This is a genomic window from Pseudomonas sp. NPDC088322 (assembly GCF_044740745.1).
In the GTDB taxonomy this organism is placed as follows: Bacteria; Pseudomonadota; Gammaproteobacteria; order Pseudomonadales; family Pseudomonadaceae; genus Aquipseudomonas; species Aquipseudomonas shirazensis.
On sequence record NZ_JBIURK010000004.1, the window covers coordinates 485,173 to 503,000 of the forward strand.

Here is a 17,828-nt window from a genome sequence, read left to right on the forward strand (position 1 = left end):
GCGGCTCCGACCGGTGGCCTGAGCCGGTCGGGGAGCTCGGTTTCAATCCTACCCAAGGGTGGTCTTGGCCAAACCGGGAAAGTCTGTAATCAGGCTGTCAGCGCCAAAGTCGGCGAGTCGGCGCATCAGTGCCGGCTCGTTGACCGTCCATACCGACACGTGCAAACCCTGGCGCTGTGCCTTGATCAGGCGCTCGGGAGTGCATAGCGTCCAGTTCAGGGCGAGCATCTGGCAGTTGTAGTTCTGCGCGACCTTCAGTGGGTCGAGCCAGGCATATTCCGCCACCAGTCCACGCGATACATCCGGCACCAGCTCAACCGCAGCGCTGAGCACTTCACGCGAGCTTGAGGTGATGGTGACCTTGTCGAGCAGGCCATATTGCTGCGCCAGCTCACGGATGGCCAGCACGGTGCTGGCGGCACGGGTGCGCGACGCGCTTTTGACCTCAAGCTGCCAGTGCTCGAATGCGCATTTCTCGAACAGCTCTTCAAGCCGTGGAATAGGGCAGGGCTGTACATGGCCGGGGCCGCCGGCACGGGCGTCATAGGTGGTCAGGTCAGCGGCGCTGTGCTCGACCACCTTGCCGCGGCGGCCAGTGGTGCGCTTGAGTGTCGGGTCGTGGATCACCATCAGCTGGTTGTCGACCGACAGGTGCAGGTCCAGTTCACAGCGATTGACGCCGTGCTCCAGGCACTGACGGAAGCTGGTCAGGGTGTTTTCAGGTGCTTCGCCCTTGGCGCCGCGATGGCCGTAGATCAGGGTCACGTTCGTTCCTTCAAATCAATAAGAGCGGAGCTCAGGAGGCGGGGTCGTTCTGTTCCAGTGCCTGCCGACGTTGCTGTTGCTGGCGCTGCAGGATATACCGCGCCAACAACTGGCGCTGGGCGTCGGTCATGTCGGTGAATTCGGTGCCGACTTCATAGTCGCCGCCGGGGCGAGCGTCGCAGTGGGTAACCCGGCCGCGCAGCAGCAAACCGTGGGCGCGGGGCATCAACACCATCTTGACCTTGACCCGGGTGCCGGCGGCGATCGCGCTGGTCTGGCTGAACTCGATGCCGCCCTCGGAGAGGATCACCCGATGCGGTGCGCCGATCTCGCCGAGCAGGCTGTGCGCGACCACTGCGCTGAGCAGGTCGAGGCGTTTGTTCTGGGCCCGTAAAAACGCCGCCAGGGTGCGGTCCTTGTCGCTCAACTGGCGCAGCAGATGTTGCGATTCAAAGTCCGACAGATGCAGTTCGCTGAGCAGGTTGAACAGCGGCGAATCATCCTGCAACAGTTCTGGCTCCAGGGCCTCAGCCGCGCTCAGCGGGGTGATTTCCAGTGCGATCCTGTCTTCGATGCGGTAGTATTCGCGGCGATCTTCATCGTCTATTGTCGTCATGGCGAACCCAAGGTTACGGCGGTGGTCCGAGTGTAAAGCCGCCGTAGGCGCCTCGCCACAAGGACGTTCCCTTTCATCCGAACAAGCCCCGACATGTTCAGACCTCTTTTCGTATTTATTGGTACTCGCTACACCCGTGCCAAACGCCGCAACCATTTCGTCTCGTTCATTTCCCTGACCTCGATGATCGGCCTCGCCCTGGGCGTGGTGGTGATGATCGTGGTGCTCTCGGTGATGAATGGCTTTGACCACGAGATGCGTACCCGCGTGCTTGGCATGATCCCTCACGCCACGCTTGAGAGCGGCCAGCCGATCAATGATTGGCCTGCCCTTGCTCAACAAGTAAAGCAGAATCCACAAGTCGTGGCGGTCGCGCCCTTCACCCAGATGCAGGGCCTGCTGACCTTCGACGGCAAGGTCAGCAAGGTGCTGCTCAACGGTATTGATCCTGCGCGTGAGCGAGAGGTGTCGATCATCGACAACTTCATCCGCGAAGGCAGCATCGACAAGCTGGCGCCGGGCGAGTGGGGCATCATGATCGGCGACAAGGCTGCGGCCAAACTGGGCGTCAAGGTCGGCGACAAACTGACCTTCGTAGCGCCAGAGGTCAGCGTCACGCCCGCGGGCATGTTCCCGCGCATGAAGCGCTTCACCGTGGTCGGCACCTTTCATGTCGGTGCGGGCGAGATCGACGGCTTCCTGGGCTTGACCAACATCGCCGACCTGTCGCGCCTGCACCGCTGGAAAGCGGATCAGGTGCAGGGCCTGCGGCTGAAATTCGACGACCTGTTCGAAGCCCCGCGCGTGGCCTGGAGCATCGCCCAGCAGTTGGGCGAGCAGGAGTTCTACTCGCGTGACTGGACCCGCACCCACGGCAACCTGTATCAGGCCATCCGCATGGAGAAGGCGATGATTGGTCTGCTCCTGCTGCTGATCGTGGCGGTGGCGGCGTTCAACATCATTTCGACCCTGGTGATGGTGGTCAATGACAAGCGCGGCGACATCGCCATCCTGCGCACCCTGGGCGCTACGCCTGGGCAGATCATGGCCATCTTCATGGTCCAGGGTACGGTGATCGGCGTGGTCGGTACCTTGATTGGTGCGGTGGTCGGCATTCTCGCAGCGCTCAATGTCAGCGCGGCGATTGCCGGCATCGAGAAGCTGATCGGGCACAAGTTCCTCAACGCCGATGTGTACTTCATCGACTACCTGCCTTCGCAGATCATCGCCCAGGACGTGTGGATGGTCTGCGGCGCGGCATTGATCCTGAGTTTCCTCGCCACCCTGTATCCGGCCTGGCGTGCGGCGCGCACCCAGCCTGCAGAGGCGCTACGTTATGAGTGAGTCGCGCATGAGTGATAAAGCCGTTCTGAGTTGCCGCAACCTGGGCAAGTCCTACGACGAGGGCCCGGAGTCGGTGCAGGTGCTGGCCAATCTGCAGCTTGAACTGCTGCCGGGTGAGCGGGTGGCGATTGTCGGCAGCTCCGGTTCCGGCAAGAGTACCTTGCTCAACTTGCTGGGCGGCCTCGACACGCCGAGCCAAGGCAGCGTGTGGCTGGCTGGCGAAGAGTTGTCGGCACTGGGCGAGCGCGCCCGTGGCCTGCTGCGCAACCGTGCGCTGGGCTTCGTGTATCAGTTTCACCACCTGCTGGCCGAGTTCACGGCGCTGGAAAACGTGTGCATGCCGCTGCTGATCGGGCGCACGCCGATCCCGGAAGCGCGCGAGCGTGCCGAGGCCTTGCTCAAGCGGGTCGGCCTCGGCCATCGCCTGAGCCACAAACCGGCCGAGCTGTCCGGTGGTGAGCGCCAGCGTGTGGCGATCGCCCGCGCTCTGGTCAATCGGCCGGGGCTGGTGATGCTCGATGAGCCGACCGGCAACCTCGACCATCACACTGCGCAGGGCATTCAGGAACTGATGCAAGAGCTTTCCAGCTCATCGCGCACTGCGTTCCTGGTGGTGACCCACGACCTGAGCCTGGCGCGGCAGATGGATCGCGTGCTCAAGCTGGAAGATGGCCACCTGGTGGCGATCTGAGTCGACTGCCCGGGGTGGAATGTTCCACTCCGCAACTTTTGTTCATTGGGTGTTCTCGTACATGTTCAGACCCTTGCCCTTGTTCATCGGTGCTCGCTACACCCGTGCCAAGCGCCGCAATCACTTCATCTCGTTCATCTCGATGACTTCGATGATCGGCTTGTCCCTGGGCGTGCTGGCCATGATCGTGGTGCTGTCGGTGATGAACGGCTTCCAGCGCGAAATGAGCTCACGCATTCTTGGCCTGGTGCCGCATGCGAGCATCCTTGGCGCGCAGCCGCTGAGCGACTGGCGCAGTGTGGCTGACGCAGCGCTGAGGAACCCGGCAGTGGTCGCTGCGGCGCCGGTCACCGAAATGGAAGGCATGCTCTCGTACAAAGGCGCGATGCAGCCGATTCAGGTCAGCGGGATCGAGCCGGCCGAAGAGGGCAAGGTGTCGATCGTCGGCCAGCATATCGTCCAGGGCGCGTTGCAGGATCTGGTCCCGGGTGAATACGGGGTGGTGATCGGCGAGCTGACGGCGCGGCGCTTCCGGCTCAACACCGGTGACAAACTGACTTTGATCGTGCCGGAAATCAGCAAGGCCCCGGGTGGTATCACGCCACGCATGCAGCGCCTGACCGTGGTCGGCATCTTCAAAGTGGGTGCCGAGCTGGATGGCTCGCAGGCTTATATCAACGTGGCCGACGCCGCCGAGATGCAGCGCTGGGCGCCGGGCAGCGTGCAGGGCGTGCGGCTCAAACTTCAGGACCTGTACGCGGCGCCGCAGGTGTCCAAGGCCATCGCCGGGCAGTTGGGCGATGCCTACCACGCCGATGACTGGTCGCACACCCAGGGCAGCCTTTTCAGCGCCATGAAGATGGAAAAGACCATGATCGGCTTGCTGCTGATGATGATCATCGCGGTGGCGGCGTTCAATATCATCGCCACCCTGGTGATGGTGGTGAACGACAAGGGCGCGGATATCGCCATCCTGCGCACCATTGGCGCCACGCCGATGCAGATCATGGGCACGTTCATGGTTCAGGGCAGCTTGATCGGTGTGGTCGGCACGCTGATTGGCGGGGTGCTGGGGGTAATTGCGGCGATCAACGTGAGTCAGATCGTTGGCTGGCTGGAGCGGGTCAGCGGCCAGCACATCTTCACCTCCGATGTGTATTTCATCAGCAGCTTGCCTTCGCAGTTGCAGTGGGGGGATGTGCTGATGATCTGTACGGCGGGCTTGGTGATGAGCTTCCTGGCGACTGTGTATCCGGCTTACCGGGCTTCGCAGATCGAGCCGGCTATGGCATTGCGTTACGAGTAAGGGCGGCGTTGGTATCTTTGGGGTCGCTGTGCGGCCCCTTGCCGAAATCAATCACAAACCGCGTCCATCCTGCTTCGCACTCCACCTGAATCCCGCCACCATGGGCGAGGACGATCGAACGGGTAATTGCCAGGCCCAGCCCGGCGTGCTCAGCGCCTCCTTCGGCCCGTGCCGAATCCCCGCGGTAGAATCGATCAAACAAGCGCTGCGCAGCCGCTGCTTCAATCGCCACACCGGTATTGGCGACCGTAACTTGCCCTCCAGCTTGTAAATGCACCTTCACCACGCCACCTACTCCAGCAAACCGCAGCGCATTTTCCAGCAAGTTGGAAAACGCCCGCCGCAACATCTGCCGATCGCCCTCAATCACCAGCTCACCTTCGCGGAGCAGGGTCACTCCAGCGTCCTCAGCCAGTGGCGCGTAGTACTCCAGCAGTGCATCCACTTCCGAGGCAAGGTCCAGCACCTGCTGTTCTGGCACCAGCAGGCCGTGCTCAGCCTTGGCCAGGTAGAGCATGTCGTTGACCAGCTGCGCCATCCATTGCAGCTCCTCAAGGTTGCCATGCAAGGCCTCGCGATATTCGTCCAGGCTGCGTGGGCGGGTTAGCGTTACCTGAGTGTGGGTCAGCAGGTTCGACAACGGCGTGCGCAGTTCATGGGCGATGTCCGCGGAGAACGCCGACAGCCGTTGAAACGCATCGTCCAGCCGCTGCAGCATTGCATTCATGCTTTCTGCCAGCTGAGCCAACTCCTCGGGCATCTGCGCCACTGGCAGACGTGTGGTCAGCGAACGAGCGTTGACGCTCGCCGCCACCGCGCCGATCTGGCGCAACGGGCGCAAGCCGCGGCGTACCGCCCAGGCGCCGAGCAATGCCGTGGCCAGTGCCGACAGACCCACCGTTAGCCAGATCAAGCGCTGCATGCTCTGCAAGAAGTGCTGGTGATGGGTGATGTCGAGCAGCACGGTCAGTTGCGGTGACTGTGGGTCATGCTCGATCAATGGCGCCGACAAGCCGTGATAGTCGACGCCGCCGGCCTGCAGTGTCTTCAGTTGTGCAGACTGGTTGGCATCGGGCAAACCTGGCCGGCTTTCGAACCAGGCTTCGCCCGTGCCGCTGCTGATGCGCAGTGCGACATCGGTCTGGAGGTTGAATTGGCTCCGTAGCTCGGGGAGCCTGTCGACTACCTGCTGCTGTGTCTGGAGACCGGTAAGTTGCTCGCGTAACTGCGTCAGGCGAGTGTCGAGCAGCTGCTCATCCAACTCGATGAAATGCTGCTCGCTGGCTTGGGTGAAGAGCACGCCGGCGCCAAGCGAAACCGCCGCGGTACAGGCAGCAAACAGCAGAGCGAGGCGGCTGCCGAGGGATATCCGGCGCATCAGTCCTGGCGCTCTTCGAGTACATAACCCATGCCACGCACCGTGTGTATCAGCTTGCTGGCGTGACCGTCGTCGATCTTCAGCCGCAGCCTGCGGATGGCCACTTCGATGACGTTGGTGTCGCTGTCGAAGTTCATGTCCCACACCTGCGAGGCAAGCAACGACTTGGGCAGCACCTCGCCCTGACGGCGCAATAGCAATTCCAGCAGGGCGAACTCCTTGGCGGTGAGGTCGACGCGCTGGCCGGCACGCTCGGCGCGGCGGCGGATCAAGTCCAGGCGCAGGTCCGCCAAGGCCAGGGTGGTGTCCTGCACCCCGGCGCCGCCTCGGCGCAGCAAGCTGCGCACGCGGGCCAGCAGCTCGGAGAAGGCGAACGGCTTGACCAGATAGTCGTCTGCGCCCAGTTCCAGGCCATGTACGCGGTCCTCCACAGCGTCGCGGGCGGTGAGGAACAATACTGGGGTGGCGAGCCCTGCCTGGCGTACCGCCTGCAGAATCTGCCAACCGCTGCGGCCTGGCAGCATCACATCAAGAATCAGCAGGGCATGATCGCCGGTCAGCGCCAGGTGCAGCCCGGTTTCGCCGTCGGCGCTGAGCTCGCAGGCAAAGCCGGCCTCGGTGAGGCCTTGTTGCAGGTATTGGCCAGTCTTGACCTGGTCTTCGACGATCAGCAGTTTCATCAGGTTTTTGCGTCGGTCAGGGAGTAGTGGAAATCATACGTGACGAACCCGCTCTCAAGCCAAGCTGACAAAGTTGTAATCTTGCGGTCAGCCAGTTGCCAGCTGCGCCAGCGCAGAGTGGCACGCCATTGCCGTCATTATCGGAGTAGATATGAAACACCTGTTCATCGCCGCTGCCTTCGCGCTGTTCAGCACCTCGGGCTGGGCTGACGCCGAGCGCACCAGCTTCGCTTTCGGTGAGCCAGCGCCAGCGGCCAAGGCCACTCGCACGGTTGAGGTGGTGCTTAAGGACATCGCCTTTGAGCCCAGCAGTTTGCAGGTCAAGGCCGGCGAGACCGTGCGTTTCGTGCTGATCAACCAGGGCCAGTTGCCCCACGAGTTCAACCTGGGCGACAAGGCCATGCACGCAGAGCATCAGAAACAGATGGTGGCGATGCAGGGCAAACTGTTCACCGGGGGCATGGATCACAGCCAGATGGGCCATGGTGAACACGGCCACGACAGCGGCAACACCTTGCTGCTGCAGCCCGGCCAGCGCGGTGAGCTGACCTGGACCTTCCGTAGCGCTGCGCCGATCGAGTTTGCCTGCAACGTGCCGGGGCATTATCAGGCCGGGATGGTCGGGCCGCTGACCATCGAGTGAGTTCGGACCCAAGGCGGGCTGCAAAACCGGTAAACTGGGCGCATCCGTTTTTTCCAGGTCCTGACCATGCATCCCGCTGCCGAAGACTCTCCGCTGGGTAAATCCAGTGAATACATTGCAACCTACACCCCGTCGCTGCTGTTCCCGATTCCGCGCCTGGCCAAGTGGGCCGAGCTCGGTGTCAGTGGCGACGCCCTGCCGTGGCAGGGCGTTGACTACTGGAACTGCTTCGAGCTGTCCTGGCTGTTGCCGTCCGGCAAGCCGGTGGTGGCCATCGGTGAGTTCGCCATCCCGGCACAGTCACCGAATATCATCGAATCGAAGTCGTTCAAGCTGTACCTCAACTCGCTTAACCAGACGGCCTTTGCCAGCAGCGCTGAGCTGCAGGCTTGCCTGGAGAAAGACTTGTCTGCCGCCGCGGGCGCGCCAGTGACGGTGCGCGTGCGCAGCCTGGCAGAAGTGCAGAGTGAAGGTGTAGTGGCATTGCCTGGGGTGTGCATTGACGAACTCGATGTCGCGATCAGCAACTACGAGCAACCGCAGCCGCAACTGTTGCAGTGCGATTCAACCCAAGTAGTGGAAGAGACGGTGCACAGCCACCTGCTCAAGTCCAATTGCCCGGTGACGGGCCAGCCTGACTGGGGCACGGTGGTAGTCAAGTACAAGGGCCTGGCGCTGGATCACGCCAGCTTGCTGACGTATCTGGTGAGCTTCCGCCAGCACGCTGACTTCCATGAGCAGTGCGTCGAGCGGATCTATCTGGACCTCAAGCGCTTGCTGCAGCCTGAGCACCTGACGGTGTACGCGCGGTATGTGCGTCGCGGTGGGCTGGATATCAACCCGTACCGCAGCACCGGGCCGATCAGCCCGCAAAACCTGCGTCTGGTTCGGCAGTAATAGTGGGCCGACGGGGCATATGAGTGCCGCGTCGGCCCCGCCTGATTCAGATGCCCATGCTGTGCAAGCTGTTGGCGATGTTGCGCAGCGTGGCGGTAAGGTCGGGGTGGGCCACCTCGAAGCGCTCGACGGCGAGGTTGACGCCGTCGACCAGGTTGGTGTCCTGGGTGGCTTCTTCCAGTTTGATCTGCGCCTCGATCTGTTGCATCAGGCTGTGCAGGTTGTCGCGCTCTTCCAGCGTGAGCGGCGGGTTGCGATCCAGTTGATCGCGCAGGCTATCGAGCTGCTCTTGCAATTCGCGGGCAGGCATCAGGTGTTCTCCCTCTATGACTTGGCAAAGCATGGACCTCGGCCATTGGGCAAAGGTTCGCGCATGCCTCAAGCGTAATCCACTCGCCACGGCTTTGCATGATCCGCGTCAAGCCGCCTGTATCAGGGTTTTTCACCTTTGCGGCGGCGTTGGGCGATATCTGCCAGGCACGGTTGTAGCGCTTCCAGATGATCGATCACCGAATGCGCGCCGAGCCTGAACAGCTCAAGGGTGGCCTTGCCGCGATTCGCTTGCTGGTCTTGGGCGGTCATCGCCTGCCAGCGCTTCGACGAGGCCTCGCAGCGGGGACTGCATGCCGCCAGGCCGATAGTCCACAAACCGGCTTTGAGCGCAGATTCAAGCAAGCGCGGATCACCGCTGACCAGCACGCTGCCATCGAGCTTCGCGCTGTTGAGCTGCATCAGCGCCTGCCAGCAGGCATTCGGTGCCGGCCAGGGCAGGGAAGGGGTCGAATGCCCCGGCAGCCAACTCGGCAGCACCCTGGTCAATGACTCGCCGGTGCCGGGCTCATCCAGCCAGATGCAAGGCACCTGCTGGCTGTGCAGGTCAGCCAGCATGGCCAGCGCGCCAGGCGCTGGCGCAGACACGTCATTGGCGGTTTCCACCAGGCAGCCACGCAGCCCGAAAAGCACAGCGGTGAAGGCGGGTGCGTCGTGCATGGCAACTTCCCTGAAAATAGTCAGACTAAGTAGCGACTGTTACACGTAGATGACGTAGCAACAGTTACTAACAAAATATCGAGCAATACTCAGCGAAGCTGTTTATCAGCCGTCGACGCTTTATACTGTCGCCCAAACTCAGCAGAGCAAACGCGCATCTGCGACCGTGAATCTTGATGGAGAAACATCTATGCATAGGATCGGCGCCAGTGTGATCGAGCGAATCACCCAGGCCTGTGTCTGCGCCAGTCTGTTGCTGGCGCCCGTGGCTGCTACGCAGGCAGCTACCGAAGAAGATCCCTGGGAGGCGGTCAATCGGCCGATCTTCCGGTTCAACGATACGATCGACACCTATGCATTCAAGCCGTTGGCCCAAGGCTATCAGGCGATCACCCCGCAGTTCGTCGAAGACGGCATTCACAACGTCTTTCGCAACATCGGCGATGTCACCAACCTGGCCAACAACATTCTGCAGCTCAAGCCCCACGCTGCTGGCGTCGACACTGCCCGCTTGATCGTCAACACCACCTTCGGTATTGGCGGCCTGTTCGATGTGGGTACCCGCATGGGCCTGCAGCGCAACGACGAAGACTTCGGTCAGACGCTCGGTTACTGGGGCGTCGCAAGTGGCCCCTACGTGGTCATTCCGCTGCTCGGCCCGAGCACCGTGCGTGACGGCCTGGCCAAGTACCCGGACAGCTACACCAAGCCGTACCGCTACATCGATCATGTACCGACCCGCAACACGACGCTGGGGGTAGACCTGGTTGACACCCGTGCCAGCCTGCTCTCGGCTGAAAAGCTGATCAGTGGCGACAAGTACGTGTTCATCCGCAACGCCTACCTGCAGAACCGCGAGTTCAAGGTCAAGGATGGCGAAGTCGAAGACGACTTCTAAGTCTGGGTAGCTGGGGCTGCAAAGCAGCCCCAAAGCTGGGCCCGCAACGGGCCTTGCGACCATCCATCGGGTTACCTCAAACACATTTCTTATAACTACCAGCAATTTGCCAAACGCTGTGTAATCAAGCCGACTCGCGCATGCTTGAAACCCCCGGCGGATGGGAGTACCGTCTGCGCCTGACAGGGCACCTCTGCTGTTGCCGGACAAGGGTTCTTGTCCTACAACTCTATAAGTAGAGCAGCCAAACAGTATTCCAGTAGTGATAGGCGCAATTGCGACGATCCTACGCAAACCTAATCCGGCGCCGTTCGCCCACATGCAGAAAACCAGTGCAACGCTGCTGATTATCGATGACGACGACGTGGTCCGTGCGAGCCTCGCCGCGTATCTCGAAGACAGCGGCTTTAGCGTCCTCCAGGCCGGCAATGGCCAGCAGGGGCTTCAGGTCTTCGAACAACACCAGCCCGATCTCGTGATCTGCGATCTGCGCATGCCGCAGATGGGCGGCCTTGAGTTGATCCGTCGGATCAGCGAAGTGGCCCCGCAGTTGCCGGTGATCGTGGTGTCGGGTGCCGGTGTCATGAGCGACGCTGTCGAGGCTCTGCGCCTGGGCGCTGACGATTACCTGATCAAGCCGCTCGAGGACCTGGCAGTGCTGGAGCACTCGGTGCACCGTGCGCTTGACCGTTCGCGCCTGCTGGTCGAAAACCAGCGCTATCGCGACAAACTGGAAACCGCCAATCGCGAGCTCGAGGCCAGCCTGCACCTGCTGCAGGAAGACCAGACCGCAGGGCGCCAGGTGCAGATGAACATGCTGCCCGAGAGCCCGTGGGTAGCCGGCGAGTTCTCCTTCGAGCACCAGATCATCCCGTCGCTGTACCTGTCGGGCGACTTTGCCGACTACTTCCGCGTGGATGAGCGGCGTATCGCGTTCTACCTGGCCGACGTATCCGGCCATGGTGCTTCGTCGGCGTTCGTGACCGTACTATTGAAATTCATGACCACCCGCCTGATGTTCGAATTCAAGCGTGGCGGCAAGATGCGCGATTTCAAGCCTTCGGAAGTGCTCAGTCACATCAACCGTGGCCTGATCAACTGCAAGCTGGGCAAGCATGTGACCATGGTCGGTGGCGTCATCGACGAAGACACCGGCCTTTTGACCTACGCCGTCGGTGGCCACCTGCCAATGCCGGTGCTGTATACCCCAGAGCACACGCGCTACCTCGAAGGCCGCGGCCTGCCGGTGGGGTTGTTCGAAGAAGCCACCTATCAGGATCTGGTGGTCGAACTGCCCGCGCAGTTCAGCCTCAGCCTGATGTCGGACGGGATTCTGGACCTTTTGCCCGGTAACACGCTCAAAGATAAAGAAGCTGCCTTGCCGGAGATCGTCAAAGCAGCAGGGGGTAGCCTGGATGGGCTGCGCCAACGTTTCGGATTGGCTACGCTTGGGGAGATGCCGGATGATATCGCCCTATTGGTGTTAAGCAGGAACCTTCAATGAGTACCGGTAGAATCCAGTTCGCCGAGCAAAGCGGTACCTTTGTACTGAAGTTTGTCGGTGAAGTACGCCTGACCTTGTGTTCGGCTTTGGATGCGACGATCGAGAAAATCTTCACTGCGCTGAATTTCTCGGCCATCGTCATCGATCTGACCGAAACCGAAAGCATCGACAGCACCACCCTGGGGCTGTTGGCCAAATTGTCCATTCTGTCCCGGCAGAAGGTGGGTCTGTTGCCGACCGTGGTCACCACCAATCCGGATATCTCACGCTTGCTGCAGTCGATGGGTTTCGATCAGGTGTTCAACATTGTGGGTCGGCCGATCCCCTGCCCAGAGTGCCTGACCGACCTGCCGTCGCAAGACCAGAGCGAAGAGGTTGTACGCTCCAAGGTGCTTGAAGCACACCGCATCCTCATGGGCCTGAACGACTCCAATCGTGAAGCCTTCCATGACCTGGTCAGCGCGCTCGAGCGCTCCTGAGCCTCGACTGCGGTGAACTGATCACCGCAGCTGCTCACTGATCACGCAAGAACTCATTAGCCTCTGAGCCATCCGCATTGAGCTGGAACACCCGCTCTGGCTGGCCGTCAGCGGTGAAAAACACCTGCCCCAGCCCCGCGCTGTTCCACAGCCGCTCGCCGGCCTTGCTGCGGCTCGGCAGGCGTGGTGCGACTTCCATCAGGCGCCGCTTGGTAAACCAGTTCAGGGGCGAGCGCGGCGAATACAGCCAGCGGTTGAGCCGATCAAGCACATCCAGCAAACGCTGCGGAAACTGGTTCTTGATGCCGCTGCTGGTGACCTGCCACAGGTGCGGGTTGTGCTGGCGATGGCGGATCATCACTTCATAGACAAACGAATAATGCACGTCGCCTGACAGCACCACGTAATGCCCCGGGGTGCGCGAGTGGCGGAAGATATTCAGGATGACCTGCGCCGCGCCGCGGTGCGCCATCCAGTTTTCAGCGTCGACCAGCAGCGGATAACCCAGCCAGCTGAACACCCGCTGCACCGCCTCGATCAGCTTGACGCCGAAGATCGGCGCCGGTGACACGATGATCGCCGAAGGGTGGTCAAGCAATGCCTGCTGCAGCTCGCACAGCGCTTCCCAGTCGAGCAGGCCAGAAGGCTTGCTCAGGCTGTTCTCGCTACGCCAGCGCCGGGTGCGGGTGTCCAGCACCAGTAGCGGCGGGGTGGTCGGCAGGCTGAACTGCCAGCCCTGAAAGCGCAGCAGTTCGCCAATCAGTGCATCCTGCGCTTGCTTGGCCAGATGTTGCTCGGCCAGGCCGCAGTAATGCTCCAGCAGTGGCGCGCAACTGTCCGGGTCGTTACCCCAGCCCTGGCAGAGCAGGTAGCCGAGCAGGGCATTGCCGATGATCCGCCGCGAGAACGGATGGCCATAAGCGGTCTCCTCCCACTGCGCCGACAGGTTCCAGTCATCGGTGATGTCGTGGTCATCGAAGATCATCAGGCACGGCAGATGCGCCATGACCCTAGCGACCTGACCCAGCCCTGCAACAAAGCCCTCGATCAGCGGCAGCTCTTCCTGATAGCGCGCCTGGCGCTTGTCGGTCAGCCCCGCCGGCATGTCCATCTGCACCAGGCTCCAGGGCGTTGGTGACCACACCAGCAGGTACATCGCCATCACCTCGGCGAAGGTCACCAGATGGTTGTCAGCGTTGCTGGAGGAGAAGATCGGCTTGCGCTTGCCGCCAAAGAAGCGCTCACGCAGGGTCTCGTTATCTTCCTGTGCGGGCAGCAGATCGGCGCGGTGGTAATAACAGGCAGGGTGGCCGTAGAGCTCGGCGCTGTCAGCGACCAGCGCACCTTCCAGGCTTTCCTCGAATAACCCCAGACGCTCGATCAAACTGTGAATCGCACGCAGCATCGGCCCGGCGACATCGTCGGCGTAAACCTGGTCGCCGGTCATCATCAGTACCGCAGGCCGCTGCTGCGGATTTGGGTTCGCTTGCAGCAAACGGTCGGCGCAGAGCAGACCGTCGGCCGCCGGGTGATGAGGCTTGCGGCAGGAGCCATGCAGCAGTTGGTCGATGCGCTCACGCAGCACCAGGCTCGGTCGGCTGGCGCCGGGGTAGAGCAGGTGCGGCGCCCAGCTGGCAATGCCTTCGCCCGAATCGAGCAGCAAGTCGTATTCGAGGGCCACGTCAAACGGCAGCGCGGTGTCGAAATGGATATCCAGCAGGTGGATAAAAGCCGACCTGCCGATGGGCACGGTCTGGCAATTAATCTGAGCAGTGACACCGGGGTGTTCAAGGACGAAGTCCAGCTGCAGCGGTTGCGTTCCAACCAGCCAGATCGCCAGGCGCTGAGGCTCCAGGCGGCGCAGTACCGGGCCAGCGAGGACAAGGGGTAACGATTCAGGGGAGGGCGTCATCGACAACTCAACAGCTCGGTCAAGCCGGGGATTATCTCACAGGCAAAAAAACGGCGGAAAATGCTCGGCATTTCCCGCCTGTTGCTTACGCGCAGATTTGTATCAAGCCTTGTCTGCCATCAGCGCTTCCAGCTTCTCCTGATCGCGGGCGAACTGGCGAATACCCTCGGCCAGCTTCTCGGTGGCCATGGCGTCTTCGTTCATCGCCCAGCGGAACTGGCTTTCGTTCAGTTGCTGCTTGGCTTCACCGGCATTGCCAGGCTTGAGGATGCGCGGCAGCTTGCCGTGGTCTTCGCTCAACTGCTGCAGCAGCTCAGGGCTGATGGTCAGCCGGTCGCAGCCGGCCAGATGCTCGATCTGGCCGATATTGCGGAAGCTCGCGCCCATCACCACGGTGTTGTAGCCGTTGGTTTTGTAGTAGTCGTAGATACGGGTTACCGACTGCACGCCCGGATCGTCAGCGCCGACATATTCTTTGCCGGTGCTCTTCTTGTACCAGTCGTAGATACGCCCAACGAATGGCGAAATCAGGAATACCCCAGCGTCGGCACAGGCCTGCGCCTGGGCGAAGGAGAACAGCAGGGTCAGGTTGGTCTGGATGCCTTCCTTCTCCAGCTTCTCGGCAGCACGGATACCTTCCCAGGTCGACGCCAGCTTGATCAGCACCCGATCACGGCCAACACCGGCTGCGTCATACAGCGCAATCAGTTGGCGCGCCTTGGCCAGCAGCGCATCTTCGTCAAACGACAAGCGCGCATCGACCTCGGTCGAAATCCGCCCCGGGATGACTTTAAGGATTCCGCTACCTACCGCTACCGAGAACTTGTCACAGGCAAGGCCAACATCGCCTTTGGCATCCGCCTTCACCTGCTTGAGCAAGTCGGCATAGCCAGCAATACCAGCAGCCTTGAGCAATAGCGAAGGGTTGGTGGTGGCATCTTCCGGCTGCAGCCGGGTGATGGCATCCAGATCGCCAGTGTCGGCGACCACGGTGGTGAACTGCTTGAGTTGTTCCAGCTTGGAAGTCATGGCGTGCTCTGTCCTGTGCAATGGCTCGACATTACCCGAGCCCGGAGCAGCGCTCAAGGGGCGTCAGGGCAGGCCGAGCATGCCCCTCGTGAAATAGCGCGAAACCTTGATCAGGCAGAGCTAAACACGAGGGACGGCGGGTTAGCTCAGGGGCCGACGGCGAGCCGCAGCCCCAGCGCTGAAGAAAGTGTGCACGTTCGAGTCGTAGCCGTGCTCAGGGTTCCATCCATTCCCGCCCGACGGCTCAACGGCCCTGCAGCAGCTCGGCCGCCTGATCCAGCACCGCCAGCGGTTGGTCGGTCTTGTGGATGTCTGCCGACAGCAACTGCCGGAACCGCCGCGCCCCCGGGAAGCCCTGGCCGAGGCCGAGGATATGCCGAGTGATGTGATGCATCGCACCGCCGCTTTCGATGTGCGCGACGATGTAAGGCCGCAGGCGCGCCATCGCCTCGCTGCGGGTGACTACCGGCGCGGTGCTGCCAAATAACTGTTGGTCGACCTCGGCCAGCAAGTACGGGTTGTGATAGGCCTCGCGGCCGAGCATCACACCATCGAAGGTCTGCAGATGAGTGCGGCATTCATCAAGCGTCTTGATGCCGCCGTTGAGGATGATTTCCAGGTCGGGGAAGTCGGTCTTCAGCTGCGCGGCAACGTCATAGCGCAGCGGCGGGATATCGCGGTTTTCCTTGGGCGAGAGGCCCTCGAGAATCGCGATCCGCGCGTGTACGGTAAAGCTCTGGCAGCCGGCGTCACGCACCTGGCCAACGAAGTCGCACAACTCGGCGTAGCTGTCGCGGCCGTTGATGCCGATTCGGTGCTTGACCGTAATCGGCGTGGACACCGCATCGCGCATTGCCTTGACGCAATCGGCTACCAGCGCCGGATGGGCCATCAGGCAGGCGCCGATCATGTTGTTCTGCACCCGGTCGCTTGGGCAACCGACGTTGAGGTTGACCTCGTCATAGCCTGCTGCCTGCGCGAGTTTTGCGCACGCGGCCAGGTCGGCCGGGTTGCTGCCGCCGAGTTGCAAGGCGAGCGGGTGCTCGGAGACGTCATGGCGCAGGAAACGGTCAGCGTCGTTGTGCAGCAGGGCGCCGGTGGTGACCATTTCGGTGTAGAGCAGGGTGTGCTGGGAGAGCAGGCGCAGGAAGTACCGGCAGTGGCGGTCGGTCCAATCCATCATCGGTGCAACGCTGAAGCGGCGTGACGGCTCAGGGCGCTTGGTTTGTGGGTTTGAGGCTGATTCTAGGGGCATTCTGGTCTACGCATGTCCGTACCATTTCTACGAGTAGGCGCCTTGTTATGACAGCGGAGAGAGCGGTTCCACTGCTGGGCGCGCCGGCTCCGTCGAGATGGCAACAATGAGAGCAAGTAATAAGGCTGACGGATCGGTTAGCTGCATCGCCCTTACCAGCCTGAAAGGATGCCGTAGTCTACCAAGAAGCCCGCAATTTCGCCCGCGATCACCTTGATAGGCTCGAACGAGGCGACTAGAGGTGAAGTGATTACGAAAAATGGCATGTGCGCCCTTGGCAGTTCACTGGGCGCTGGAGCATGCATCCGATCGGATGGGTGCCATATGACTTACATCAGCCGTTTATGGCGGAAAAAACGAGCAGGGAATGATGGCAACCCACGCGGGCTACCATCTGTGCGTACCTTATTTCCCTTCAATCGCCGCAGCGATAGCGTCATTGAAGGCTGGAATGTCCTTCGGCGTCCGTGAAGTAATCAGGGTCCAGCCATTGGCCTCGCACTGTTTCACCTCAGCATCGACCCAACCTTCAGCCCCGGCATTTTCAAGGTCAAGCCTAACACTAGGGTACGAGGTGAGGGTCTTGCCCGGAATAACCCCGGCATTGATCAACACCCAAGGGCCATGGCAGATCGCAGCGATCACCTTGCCCGCATCGGCGAACTCCCTCACCAAACGCTGAGCGTTCTCGTCCAATCGCAGCGTATCGGCATTGACCGTACCGCCTGGAATCACAAGCGCATCGAAGTCTGCCGCCTTGAGCCCAGGCAGAGCGGTCTGGGACTCGACGGTGCGATCCTTCTCGGTGTCGCCAACGAACGTCTGCGTTGTGCCGCCCTCGCTCGACCCGTGGGTGACTTCCGCACCCTGAGCCTTCAGCGCTTCCAGCGGTTTGACCAGCTCATCGCGTTCGATGCCGGTGTTTGCGGTGATGAACAGTACCTTCTTGCCTGCCAGTTGATTACTCATGGTGGTCACTCGGTCCTCTCGATCAAGGTGGTGGAAATGGTTCGGTCGGTGCTTTTCCCCGACTCGTAAAAATGGGAGGGCAGGGCGGTTTCGAAAGTTCAGCTGGATTCACGCGGGTGCCAGGTGCGCCTGACTCAAGCGGTGTCGATCTAAGGTCAGAGGCATGCAATGGACGACCATTGGTTGCTCCGCTCTGAAGGGCATTCCCTCAAGGGCTCTGCATTTATCTGAATTTTTGTCTGGCTTGAGATTGCTGGGGCCGCTGCGCGCCCCTTTCGCGACACAAGGCCGCTCCTACAGGGCGGCGTGCAGCCTGATTTTGATCAGTAGGCGAAATTTACTGCACGGCGCCGTCTGTGTAGGAGCGGCCTTGTGTCGCGAAAGGGGCGCATAGCGCCCCCGACGACCTCACGACAAGTGCACTTTCAGAACACTTCAAAAGGGATGGCTCTACAGGCGGGCTGGACCAAAC

The 17,828-nt window shown here is 61.4% G+C and carries 18 protein-coding genes; 8 read left to right on the forward strand and 10 right to left on the reverse strand.

Going from position 1 to position 17,828, the window contains the following annotated elements; genetic code table 11:
• Positions 1-48 precede the first annotated feature (48 nt).
• Both ACIOAU_RS12960 and ACIOAU_RS12965 read right to left on the reverse strand, forming a co-directional pair.
• Entirely contained in the window at positions 49-765 is a 717-nt protein-coding gene (locus ACIOAU_RS12960) for a glycerophosphodiester phosphodiesterase (protein ID WP_181107918.1), read from the reverse strand.
• 31 nt (positions 766-796) lie between these two features.
• Positions 797-1,381 carry a PilZ domain-containing protein gene (locus ACIOAU_RS12965; protein WP_101321176.1) on the reverse strand — a complete coding sequence of 195 codons (585 nt, stop codon included), beginning with the start codon at positions 1,379-1,381 and terminating at the stop codon, positions 797-799.
• A 93-nt stretch (positions 1,382-1,474) separates the two neighbouring features.
• Here ACIOAU_RS12965 and ACIOAU_RS12970 point away from each other — a divergent pair, with 93 nt between their 5' ends.
• The 3 genes from ACIOAU_RS12970 (at position 1,475) to ACIOAU_RS12980 (ending at position 4,722) form a co-directional block, all read left to right on the forward strand.
• The gene (locus ACIOAU_RS12970; protein ID WP_101321174.1) at positions 1,475-2,725 is read left to right on the forward strand and encodes a lipoprotein-releasing ABC transporter permease subunit; all 1,251 of its coding nucleotides are present in this window, start codon (positions 1,475-1,477) and stop codon (positions 2,723-2,725) included.
• A 7-nt stretch (positions 2,726-2,732) separates the two neighbouring features.
• Complete coding sequence (lolD, locus tag ACIOAU_RS12975) at positions 2,733-3,416, forward strand: lipoprotein-releasing ABC transporter ATP-binding protein LolD (RefSeq protein ID WP_178080783.1); 684 nt, start codon at positions 2,733-2,735, stop codon at positions 3,414-3,416.
• Between the two features lie 61 nt (positions 3,417-3,477).
• Positions 3,478-4,722, forward strand: a complete 1,245-nt coding sequence (locus ACIOAU_RS12980; protein WP_401182361.1) for a lipoprotein-releasing ABC transporter permease subunit — start codon at positions 3,478-3,480, stop codon at positions 4,720-4,722.
• Here ACIOAU_RS12980 and ACIOAU_RS12985 read toward each other — a convergent pair.
• Positions 4,700-6,103 carry a heavy metal sensor histidine kinase gene (locus ACIOAU_RS12985; RefSeq protein WP_401182558.1) on the reverse strand — a complete coding sequence of 468 codons (1,404 nt, stop codon included), beginning with the start codon at positions 6,101-6,103 and terminating at the stop codon, positions 4,700-4,702. The genes ACIOAU_RS12980 and ACIOAU_RS12985 overlap by 23 nt on opposite strands.
• Positions 6,100-6,780: a heavy metal response regulator transcription factor gene (locus ACIOAU_RS12990; protein ID WP_401182364.1), complete on the reverse strand. Its 681-nt coding sequence runs from the start codon at positions 6,778-6,780 to the stop codon at positions 6,100-6,102. Before ACIOAU_RS12990 ends, ACIOAU_RS12985 begins: the two co-directional genes overlap by 4 nt.
• A gap of 151 nt (positions 6,781-6,931) precedes the next feature.
• On the opposite strand from ACIOAU_RS12990, the gene ACIOAU_RS12995 reads away from it, so the two are divergent.
• Positions 6,932-7,423 (forward strand): plastocyanin/azurin family copper-binding protein, encoded by a 492-nt coding sequence (locus ACIOAU_RS12995; protein WP_401182367.1) that lies wholly within the window; start codon positions 6,932-6,934, stop codon positions 7,421-7,423.
• Positions 7,424-7,489: 66 nt separating this feature from the next.
• Complete coding sequence (gene queF, locus ACIOAU_RS13000) at positions 7,490-8,320, forward strand: NADPH-dependent 7-cyano-7-deazaguanine reductase QueF (protein WP_101321166.1); 831 nt, start codon at positions 7,490-7,492, stop codon at positions 8,318-8,320.
• Between the two features lie 46 nt (positions 8,321-8,366).
• Here queF and ACIOAU_RS13005 read toward each other — a convergent pair whose 3' ends face one another.
• Complete coding sequence (locus ACIOAU_RS13005) at positions 8,367-8,630, reverse strand: DUF4404 family protein (RefSeq protein ID WP_101321164.1); 264 nt, start codon at positions 8,628-8,630, stop codon at positions 8,367-8,369.
• A gap of 122 nt (positions 8,631-8,752) precedes the next feature.
• On the reverse strand, positions 8,753-9,310 hold the full coding sequence (locus tag ACIOAU_RS13010) for a phosphonoacetaldehyde phosphonohydrolase-related protein (protein ID WP_101321161.1): 558 nt from the start codon (positions 9,308-9,310) through the stop codon (positions 8,753-8,755).
• Positions 9,311-9,500: 190 nt separating this feature from the next.
• On the opposite strand from ACIOAU_RS13010, the gene ACIOAU_RS13015 reads away from it, so the two are divergent.
• The 3 genes from ACIOAU_RS13015 (at position 9,501) to rssC (ending at position 12,191) form a co-directional block, all read left to right on the forward strand.
• Positions 9,501-10,208, forward strand: coding sequence for a VacJ family lipoprotein (locus ACIOAU_RS13015; protein WP_101321158.1), 708 nt, complete (start codon positions 9,501-9,503; stop codon positions 10,206-10,208).
• Positions 10,209-10,527: 319 nt separating this feature from the next.
• Complete coding sequence (gene rssB, locus ACIOAU_RS13020; RefSeq protein ID WP_101321156.1) at positions 10,528-11,712, forward strand: two-component system response regulator RssB; 1,185 nt, start codon at positions 10,528-10,530, stop codon at positions 11,710-11,712.
• Positions 11,709-12,191 (forward strand): anti-sigma factor antagonist RssC, encoded by a 483-nt coding sequence (gene rssC, locus ACIOAU_RS13025; protein ID WP_101321154.1) that lies wholly within the window; start codon positions 11,709-11,711, stop codon positions 12,189-12,191. Before rssB ends, rssC begins: the two co-directional genes overlap by 4 nt.
• A 34-nt stretch (positions 12,192-12,225) precedes the next feature.
• Here rssC and ACIOAU_RS13030 read toward each other — a convergent pair whose 3' ends face one another.
• The 4 genes from ACIOAU_RS13030 to ACIOAU_RS13045 all read right to left on the reverse strand — a co-directional run bounded on the left by ACIOAU_RS13030 (position 12,226) and on the right by ACIOAU_RS13045 (position 17,356).
• Complete coding sequence (locus ACIOAU_RS13030; RefSeq protein WP_401182373.1) at positions 12,226-14,103, reverse strand: alkaline phosphatase D family protein; 1,878 nt, start codon at positions 14,101-14,103, stop codon at positions 12,226-12,228.
• A gap of 102 nt (positions 14,104-14,205) precedes the next feature.
• Entirely contained in the window at positions 14,206-15,132 is a 927-nt protein-coding gene (gene tal / locus ACIOAU_RS13035; RefSeq protein WP_401182376.1) for a transaldolase, read from the reverse strand.
• Positions 15,133-15,376: 244 nt separating this feature from the next.
• Positions 15,377-16,387, reverse strand: a complete 1,011-nt coding sequence (gene dusA, locus ACIOAU_RS13040) for a tRNA dihydrouridine(20/20a) synthase DusA (protein ID WP_401182379.1) — start codon at positions 16,385-16,387, stop codon at positions 15,377-15,379.
• A 405-nt stretch (positions 16,388-16,792) separates the two neighbouring features.
• Complete coding sequence (locus ACIOAU_RS13045) at positions 16,793-17,356, reverse strand: type 1 glutamine amidotransferase domain-containing protein (protein ID WP_401182382.1); 564 nt, start codon at positions 17,354-17,356, stop codon at positions 16,793-16,795.
• Positions 17,357-17,828 lie beyond the last annotated feature (472 nt).